The organism is Paenibacillus sp. J22P59 (assembly GCF_059383895.1).
The window spans coordinates 377,581-385,726 of the sequence record NZ_JBXENX010000006.1 but is presented as its reverse complement, the minus strand read 5'-3'; the positions used below and the strand labels follow the sequence as shown (position 1 = coordinate 385,726).

10 protein-coding genes are annotated in these 8,146 nt (G+C 46.6%); 2 read left to right on the top strand and 8 right to left on the bottom strand.

Going from position 1 to position 8,146, the window contains the following annotated elements:
• Window positions 1-698 precede the first annotated feature (698 nt).
• Entirely contained in the window at window positions 699-890 is a 192-nt protein-coding gene (locus AC50YO_RS13320) for a hypothetical protein (protein ID WP_494847538.1), read from the bottom strand.
• 146 nt (window positions 891-1,036) lie between these two features.
• Complete coding sequence (locus AC50YO_RS13315) at window positions 1,037-1,780, bottom strand: IclR family transcriptional regulator (protein WP_494847536.1); 744 nt, start codon at window positions 1,778-1,780, stop codon at window positions 1,037-1,039.
• A gap of 224 nt (window positions 1,781-2,004) precedes the next feature.
• Here AC50YO_RS13315 and AC50YO_RS13310 point away from each other — a divergent pair, with 224 nt between their 5' ends.
• Window positions 2,005-3,072, top strand: coding sequence for an alpha/beta hydrolase (locus AC50YO_RS13310; protein ID WP_494847535.1), 1,068 nt, complete (start codon window positions 2,005-2,007; stop codon window positions 3,070-3,072).
• Between the two features lie 90 nt (window positions 3,073-3,162).
• Here the strand turns inward: AC50YO_RS13310 and folE are convergent, their stop codons facing one another.
• The 6 genes from folE to AC50YO_RS13280 all read right to left on the bottom strand — a co-directional run bounded on the left by folE (window position 3,163) and on the right by AC50YO_RS13280 (window position 7,019).
• Window positions 3,163-3,756, bottom strand: coding sequence for a GTP cyclohydrolase I FolE (gene folE / locus AC50YO_RS13305; protein WP_494847533.1), 594 nt, complete (start codon window positions 3,754-3,756; stop codon window positions 3,163-3,165).
• A gap of 36 nt (window positions 3,757-3,792) precedes the next feature.
• Complete coding sequence (locus AC50YO_RS13300) at window positions 3,793-4,014, bottom strand: YneF family protein (protein ID WP_494847529.1); 222 nt, start codon at window positions 4,012-4,014, stop codon at window positions 3,793-3,795.
• 170 nt (window positions 4,015-4,184) lie between these two features.
• Entirely contained in the window at window positions 4,185-5,366 is a 1,182-nt protein-coding gene (gene queG, locus AC50YO_RS13295) for a tRNA epoxyqueuosine(34) reductase QueG (protein WP_494847528.1), read from the bottom strand.
• A 15-nt stretch (window positions 5,367-5,381) separates the two neighbouring features.
• Window positions 5,382-5,816, bottom strand: a complete 435-nt coding sequence (rnhA, locus tag AC50YO_RS13290; protein ID WP_494847527.1) for a ribonuclease HI — start codon at window positions 5,814-5,816, stop codon at window positions 5,382-5,384.
• Between the two features lie 14 nt (window positions 5,817-5,830).
• Window positions 5,831-6,424 carry a signal peptidase I gene (gene lepB / locus AC50YO_RS13285; RefSeq protein ID WP_494847526.1) on the bottom strand — a complete coding sequence of 198 codons (594 nt, stop codon included), beginning with the start codon at window positions 6,422-6,424 and terminating at the stop codon, window positions 5,831-5,833.
• A 172-nt stretch (window positions 6,425-6,596) separates the two neighbouring features.
• Complete coding sequence (locus AC50YO_RS13280; RefSeq protein ID WP_494847523.1) at window positions 6,597-7,019, bottom strand: GNAT family N-acetyltransferase; 423 nt, start codon at window positions 7,017-7,019, stop codon at window positions 6,597-6,599.
• A 345-nt stretch (window positions 7,020-7,364) separates the two neighbouring features.
• Here AC50YO_RS13280 and AC50YO_RS13275 point away from each other — a divergent pair, with 345 nt between their 5' ends.
• On the top strand, window positions 7,365-7,979 hold the full coding sequence (locus AC50YO_RS13275; RefSeq protein WP_494847520.1) for a superoxide dismutase: 615 nt from the start codon (window positions 7,365-7,367) through the stop codon (window positions 7,977-7,979).
• The last annotated feature ends 167 nt before the right edge of the window (window positions 7,980-8,146 follow it).

Below are 8,146 nucleotides of genomic sequence, written 5' to 3'. Positions count from 1 at the left end.
TCCGAATCCATGGGTCTATCCAGTATATGACCCCGTTTCAGTGTGAAAAAAGGTATTATGAACAGCTTCAAGTTTCCTAATAAATGTGTCCACTTTCTTGACAGAAATACATATTGTACTATTTAGTGAATAGTTTTGCTCTATTTACCTGCACAAACAAGTAGAACAGCTCAACAATGAAGTTAGGTTCAGTAGTCGAGAAGCTCGATGCCCGACTACTGAACCTAGCCTACGTTAACTCAAATAAACCCCAAGATTAAGCCTATAATTACGAAAATCTCATCACTAATTAGAGTAAGTACCTCATAAGAGCCAACGTGCCGTTAAACATAAAGCTACTGGCGAATCAGAGGCCCGAAGTTAGAAGGGTTAGTAGGGTTAGTAGGGTTAGTAGGGTTAGTGGGGTTAGTGGGGTTAGTGGGGTTTGCTGGATTAGCTAGGGTTGCCGAGGCTACCGGAGCTGCTGCAAGGGTTCTGAGGTTCTGAGGTTCTGAGGTTCTGAGGTTCTGAGGTTCTGAGGTTCTACCGTTCTACCGTTCTTCCGTTCTGCCGTTCTGCCGTTCTACCGTTCTACCGTTCTACCGTTCTTCCGTTCCGCCGTTCTGCCGTTCTGCCGTTCTGCCGTTCTTCCGTTCTGCCGTTCTTCCGTTCTACCGTTCTTCCGTTCTGCCGTTCTTCCGTTCTTCCGTTCTGCCGTTCTACCGTTCTACCGTTCTGCCGTTCTGCCGTTCTGCCGTTCTTCTGTTCTGCCGTTCTGCCGTTCTGCCGTTCTGCCGTTCTACCGTTCTACCGTTCTGCCGTTCTACCGTTCTAGGGCTGCCGGAGTTGTGACGTTTTATGAGTTTACATTCCCTCCATAAAAAACGGGCTGTGCCAAAAATCATATTCATGACTTTTGGCACAGCCCTATACTGCTACTTTTTATAGCTTTCAACACAATATAGTTGCCCAAGCAATCTACCTCAGCGACCCTGATACTTTGTGGTACAGCCCGTTCCGATTATTATTCTAACCATTCTATATTCCGAAGAATAAACTATTTCATCATCGTTCCCATGCGCTTGGCGGATTCCATCAGAATCGGAGCATGAGCTCGCATGATATCCATCGTCAGGCGACTCGCCGGTCCCGATACAGACAGCGCGGCAGCCAGCTGCCCTGTTCGATTGAAGATTGGTGCAGACAGAGCTGCCGCCCCCGGTTCACGCTCCTCAAAGCTAGTTGCATAGCCTTGAGCAATAATCTCTTCAAGCTGGAGTCTATATTGATCTCGATCAATCGCAAGCAGCCAAGAAGGATCACTGAATATCTGCTCCTGCACGAATCGGTCTGCATACGCAATGAGTACCTTGCTTGAAGCCCCCGCATACAGCGGGAGCCTTACCCCAACTGGAGCCACTCTCCGTACAGCTTGATTGCTCTGCATCGCCTGAATCCGTATCCGTTCTATTCCATCGCGAACATAGATGCTGACTGTCTCGCCCAATAGATCACGTAGCCGCTCCATCTCTGGCTGCCAGATCGAAGCCTGATCATCTGAACGGGATAAATGGGCCGACAGCTCCCATACCCGCATCCCCAGATGGTATCGCTCAGTCGCTCGATCGCGTTCGATGAATCCCTTCTCCTCAAGCGTAGCGAGCATACGATGCACCGTGCTTTTGTGAAGCTTGGTTTTCTCAGCAATCTCAGTCATCGCCAAATCCGTACCGGATGTGAAGCACAGCAATATATCAAGCGCGCGTTCAACCGCGCGAACAGTTGATTTTCCTTCTTCCATGATAACCATTCCTCCTCATCATACCTGTTTCGTACAATGAAACTAATTATCATTAAGTATACCTTATTTATACTTACAGCGTAAAGAAAAGTTGCTTCATTACAACTATATTACAGCTGATTAACATTATGTCGACAAGAATTGACAGGCTCCGCCTATCGGCATACGATTAAAGTACTAGAAAATTTAAAGCGTTTACATTACAGCTTAGAGGGGGCATAACGATGATGAATTCAACAGTTGCAACACCACTGCCGCTTGAAGGCGGCTTCCCTCAGCTACCGCTGCCCTATCCTTCATTGGAGAACGGAACCTTCCACCCTCCTAAGCTTCTTGCCAAGCGTAAGCAGCTCCTTATCGCATGGCTTGCTGCTATAGTCGCAATGTGCATGCTCGTCGTTATCGTATTTCACGGTTATGTGGCTTGGATGCTCGCCTATCCTTATGTCGCCCCTCTTGCTTCGAATCCAAAGGCTGCTATAGGTCTTGATTATGATGATATTCTAATTCCCAGCAAAAGCGGTCGGACGATGGTAAGCGGCTGGTATGTACCGGCAGCCGCTGATGATCCGAATAATCTGTCTTCCTCTCGAACCGTCGTGTTCAGCCATGGTTATGGCGCTAACCGCGAGGAATCCTGGGTTCCAATGTATGATTTAACCGAGCTTCTACACGGCCTTCATTATAACGTAGTTCTTTTCGACTATGGCTATGCCTCCTCGGCTTACAAAGCTCCCGCTACCGGAGGACTAGAGGAATCCCAACAGCTGCTGGCTGCTGTGGACTATGCCAAATCCCGCGGCTCAGAAGAAGTTATCGTCTGGGGCTTCTCTATGGGAGCAGGAACAGCATTGCAATCCGCTTTGCAGACGGATGATATTGATGCCATGATTTTGGACAGCTTATTTATACCGAGCGCAGACACCTTATTCAATAATGTCGCACAGGTTGTTGACCTTCCTCGCTTTCCGTCCATGTCCTTGATTCAAACGATGCTTCCGTTGTGGTCGGGAGCTGGACTGAAGGAAATTCCGCTCGATCAAATGCTGTCGAATTCTTATCAAATTCCTCTATACATTATTCACGGAACTAATGATGCCAAGGCGCCTTATCAGGTCGCAGAGAAGATCGCCGCCGAGCAGCATAATCCGCTCTCTCATTCATGGATTATTCCACAAGGACAGCACGAGCTGCTCTTTCGTACGCACACCAAGGAATATGTTCAACGTGCGGTTCTCTTCTTAAGCCAAGTCAATCAGCTTCGTACGGATGCCAAAGAAATCATTGTATAAAAATGTCTAAATACACCTGATCAGCAAAAACGGTATCATTCTTCTCCTTAGAAGAACGATACCGTTTTTGCTGCATTCCTGCCGGTTAGGTTAGGATTTAATCAAACTTAAAAATTCAGAACGGAGAGCCGCATTCGTACGGAAATCCCCACGCACCGCAGAAGTTACTGTCGAGCTGCCTGGTTTCTTGATGCCGCGCGAGCACATGCATAGATGCTCTCCTTCGACAACAACCATAACCCCGTTAGGCTCCAGCTCCTTCTCCATGATATTCGCGATCTGAGTTGTAATGCGCTCCTGCACTTGCAGGCGGCGTGTAATGGCCTCTACAAGACGGGCTAGCTTGCTTAGCCCCGCAATCTTGCCGCTAGGTATATAGCCAATATGCACTTTGCCGAAGAATGGAGCCATATGATGCTCGCACTGGCTGTAATAGACGATATCTTTTACAATGACGAGCTCTTCATGCTGTTCATCAAACGTTACGCCAAGCACTTCATGAGGTTCAACCTCATAACCAGCAAATATTTCCTCATACATTCGAGTTACACGAGCCGGCGTTTCCAGCAGGCCTTCCCGTTCAACGTCCTCGCCAACCAGTTTTAATATCTCTTTAATATGAAACTCAATTTGTTCCCGGTTGCGAGATACCGTCGAATTGACATAGTCTTTTTTCCCCGCCATTCAATTCATCCTTCCGGTATCTGCATTGTTGTCAGCTTATTTACGCGGTGCTTTTTGATTCTTCATCATGTGCTGAGCGCGCTGCATTTGTTGTTTATTCAGGTTATAACCCATTTGTTTTGCCATCTTTTGAATCATTTCCGGATCGCTCTGCATCTTCTCCAGCTGCTTACGCAAATAGAATACGCCGATGAAAAAACCACCAACAGCACCTACGATCAATGTCACAATCGGAATAATAACGTCCCATGCCGTCATCCCTATACTCACCTGTCCTATTGTTTATAGTGACCACTATAATAGCATGTAAATCGGGTGTTCGCAAACACCCTTTATTAGTAAATATACCTGTAATTTTTTGTTATTCTATCCAAGGCGCATATAGACCGCTGCACAGTCGCATCCTCTTCATTCGAATGCGCTCATTCCTATACACCCGAATCCCTTAAACTTTCCTTAGTCTCTCCGGTGGTTAGTACTGCTATTGCCTTCTCCAAATAGACTCTGGCCTCCGGATGCTCTTCCTGCGGCAAAGCCTCTACCACAGCAGCCAAAGCATCCTGGCCGCCAATTCGACTAAGGGCCCATGCCGCCGTCCCTCGTAATTCAGGACGCGGATCTTTCCGCAGAACACCGACTAAATCTGGAATGGAGCTGCTATCCTTGAAATTGCCAAGCCCGATTACCGCATTCCGTTGAATTGGTTTTTTGCCTCGCCAAGCAGATGAGCTTCTTCCATATAGCTGCTTGAATTCTGCATTGCCAATAGTCAGCAATGGAACAAGCAGAGGCTTTACCAGCTCATGCTCCGGCTGCAGCTCCGGCTGATGCGTCCAGTTCTTCCCTTTATTAATCGGACATACAGTCTGGCAGGTATCGCAGCCATAGAGCCGATTGCCAATTTTACGCATATATTCATCAGGCACGAAGCCCTTCGTCTGTGTAATGAAGGAAATGCATTTGCTGGAATTGAGCTGCCCCGGTCCTTCTAAGGCATCCGTCGGACAAGCATCAATACATTTCGTACATTCACCGCAGCCATCTGTTATAGGCTTGTCCGGAGGAAGCGGAATATTCGTAATCATTTCCCCAAGATACACCCATGACCCCAGATCCTCAGTCAGAATCGCACAGTTCTTGGCGCTCCATCCGATGCCAGCCCGCTCCGCAACTGCTCGATCCACTAATGCACCAGTATCCACCATGCTCTCTACCCGAAGATCGGGTACACGCTCTCTAAGCCATGCCTCTAGCTTCCCTAAGCGGTCTCGCAGCACCTTGTGATAGTCCTCTCCCCATGCCGAGCGGGACATTATGCCCCTTCTTGCCCCAGCTTCCGACTTGGGCGGATTATGAAGCTTGGAAGGATAGGCAATTGCAATTGCAATAATCGACTGCGGATTATCGAATAAAAGTGCCGGATTCGTCCTCATCTCAATATCGGGATGTTCGAAGCCTGATTCTCTGCCTAGCTCCCTATGCCGGAGCAGCGTTTGCTTAAGCTCTGTGAACGGATCAGCTGAAGCAACGCCAATTTTGTCGATACCAAGACTTGCCGCCGCTTCGCACATCTCTTGCTTCAGACGCATCCAGCGGCCTCCGTCTGTCATTGCCTTTCACCCTTTCTACAATCTTTTAATTGCTTCTCGGGCAAGCTCATCACAACGATTATTCCATTCATTGTCACTATGCCCCTTTACCTTTATATATTGAACGTCATGGAACTTCATCAGCTCCCATAATGCTTTCCATAGTTCTTGATTCTCTACAGGCTCCTTCTTGCTGTTCTTCCATCCATTGCGAAGCCAACCATGAATCCAACCCTTCTGAAAACAATTCACCACATATGCAGAATCGCTATATACGGTTGCTCGACAAGGCTCCTTCAACAGCTTCAACGCTTCAATTACCGCCTGAATCTCCATTCGGTTATTCGTTGAATGCTTCTCCCCGCCGGATATTTCCTTCCGATGCACCCCATAAAAAAGAACCGCTCCCCAGCCGCCTGGTCCGGGATTGCCAGAGCAAGCCCCATCCGTATAGATCGCTATCTCCTTCATTCACACAACATCCCCTACAATGCTTTTATCTCATCGAATGGCCAAAGAATGAAATCCGCCCTGCCTTTAATTGCAGCATCCGGCACTGTACCGAACATTCGACTATCTTTGCTCGCTCTAGCATGGCGATTATCGCCCATCACAAAATACTTGTCCTTTCCGACAATAATCGGCATCAAATCCAGATCCTCAATCTCCGAATCGATGTAGCCTTCCTCTACCTTCTCCCCATTGCGATAAAGCTGCTTGTTAAAAATCTCAATCGTATCGCCGGGCACGCCCACCACTCTTTTCACCAAATAATCCTTGCCTTCGCCTTGTGAGAACGGATCTTGCAGAATGACAACATCTCCAACCTTCGGGTTGCCTATTAGATATATGATTTTGTTAACGAACAGCCACTCCTTCTCCTGAAGGGTAGGCTCCATAGAATGCCCTTGTACCGTAGATAAATTAAATACGAACAAATGGAGAATCATAATAATGGTAAAGGATATCGCTACTGTCTTTACCCATTCTAGCAGCTCTTTTCTCCATGAGTGATTCCTTGGGGTTGTATCGCTGTCTTGCTCATTGCCCTCGGTCTGATCCGCAAGATACTTGTTCATCTTCTCACCTCTTGCTTTCTCCAAGTTGTTGAACACAATCTGTATAGTAAACGTTTTATTAATCATTCTGAATAGGGGCAAGCTTATATAAATAGAAAAGCATATCTGACCGCCAAAAGCAATGGCGGCACAGATATGCTCTGCACACATAGCTATAGGTCAGTAAGACCTCTTAGCCTGCTATAATACTTAATTTCTGAAACGAACGGAAAAAATCGTTTGAGGCATAACCCATCGCTTCATACAGTGGTAGAACCGGTTCATTATATTCGTCAGCTGTAATTAATATCTTCGAGACATTACGTTGCTCGAACACCTGACGCAAAGATTGTATAAGCGCTTTGCCGATCCCCTTCCTTTGATGGAGCGGATGAACGGCGACACGATAATAATAACCTTTGTTGTTATCGATCGTACCGATAATCATACCTACAATTTCCGACTGTTCGACAGCGACTAGAACCAGCTCACTGTCCCATGACAATTGACGTGCAAAAGCTTCCATCGTTTGCTCGTAGCACTCTTCGGTTAATACATCTTCTAGAAGCGCTGTTAGTGGCCTGTAATCAGACAACTGGAAGGAACGAACGTTCATTAAATATACACCTTCTATACCTTGTCATAGTGCTGCAAGGTATATAAAATACGACAAGTTTTCACTAAATCCTGCTTCTTTTTTAAAAAAAACTTAAAAAAATCGCTAAAATTTAATGAAAACGCTTTAATTTAAGCGCTTTCAAGGATAAAATACCTATTTGCGTTATTTTCGTCCTATTTTCTCTCGGTTTTGTATATTTACTCGATATTCGTCGTATTCTAAATTTCTGGTCTTTCGAGCTGCGAAATCATACTTTTGAAACATCAATGTTGATTTATGTACTCGGATAAGAGATAATAATAAGAGAAATTAATATCCCATACTATTAGGAGGCTGTTAATCATGGCTCATCAATTACCTGCTTTGCCTTATGCAAATAATGCACTGGAACCACATATCGACGCACTTACGATGGAAATCCATCACGATCGTCACCACAATGCTTATGTTACGAACCTGAATGCAGCTCTGGAATCTGCTCCTGAATTGCAAGACAAATCACTGGAAGAATTGCTTGCTAATAACCTTGCAATCGTACCAGAAGCAATTCGCACAGCTGTTCGCAACAATGGCGGCGGACATGCTAACCACTCCCTGTTCTGGGAAACAATCGCTCCGAACGCGGGCGGCGCTCCAACTGGCGCTCTTGCTGCAGCAATCGACAGCGAATTGGGCGGCTTCGACACATTCAAAGCTGACTTCGCTAAAGCAGCAACTACACGCTTCGGCAGCGGCTGGGCTTGGCTCTCCGTGAAAGACGGCAAATTGAAAGTATCGAGCTTGCCTAACCAAGACAGCCCGATCTTCGAAGGCGAAACACCTTTGCTAGGTCTGGATGTATGGGAGCACGCTTACTACCTGAACTACCAAAACAAACGTCCTGATTACATCGCAGCGTTCTGGAACGTTGTGAACTGGGCTGAAGTTGGCAAACGCTACGAAGCTGCCGTTAAGTAATAGCAGTTCAAACATAAATAGAGAGTGCCCCGGCAATTTGCCGGGGCACTCTCTATTTATGTCTAGCCAACTCAATTGTCATCGCCTTTTGCAGCCCCCATAAGGGAATCGAAATCTGTAGAAATCTGTAGGCACAGGGATAGGCATCTGCCGCATAAGATGGGGTA

What these genes read in the sequence shown, in the direction of transcription:
- AC50YO_RS13320 (WP_494847538.1), bottom strand. Translation starts at nt 890, where the DNA reads ATGAATATGATTTTTGGCACAGCCCGTTTTTTATGGAGGGAATGTAAA.
- AC50YO_RS13315 (WP_494847536.1), bottom strand. Translation starts at nt 1,780, where the DNA reads ATGGAAGAAGGAAAATCAACTGTTCGCGCGGTTGAACGCGCGCTTGAT.
- AC50YO_RS13310 (WP_494847535.1), top strand. Translation starts at nt 2,005, where the DNA reads ATGATGAATTCAACAGTTGCAACACCACTGCCGCTTGAAGGCGGCTTC.
- folE (WP_494847533.1), bottom strand. Translation starts at nt 3,756, where the DNA reads ATGGCGGGGAAAAAAGACTATGTCAATTCGACGGTATCTCGCAACCGG.
- AC50YO_RS13300 (WP_494847529.1), bottom strand. Translation starts at nt 4,014, where the DNA reads ATGACGGCATGGGACGTTATTATTCCGATTGTGACATTGATCGTAGGT.
- queG (WP_494847528.1), bottom strand. Translation starts at nt 5,366, where the DNA reads ATGACAGACGGAGGCCGCTGGATGCGTCTGAAGCAAGAGATGTGCGAA.
- rnhA (WP_494847527.1), bottom strand. Translation starts at nt 5,816, where the DNA reads ATGAAGGAGATAGCGATCTATACGGATGGGGCTTGCTCTGGCAATCCC.
- lepB (WP_494847526.1), bottom strand. Translation starts at nt 6,424, where the DNA reads ATGAACAAGTATCTTGCGGATCAGACCGAGGGCAATGAGCAAGACAGC.
- AC50YO_RS13280 (WP_494847523.1), bottom strand. Translation starts at nt 7,019, where the DNA reads ATGAACGTTCGTTCCTTCCAGTTGTCTGATTACAGGCCACTAACAGCG.
- AC50YO_RS13275 (WP_494847520.1), top strand. Translation starts at nt 7,365, where the DNA reads ATGGCTCATCAATTACCTGCTTTGCCTTATGCAAATAATGCACTGGAA.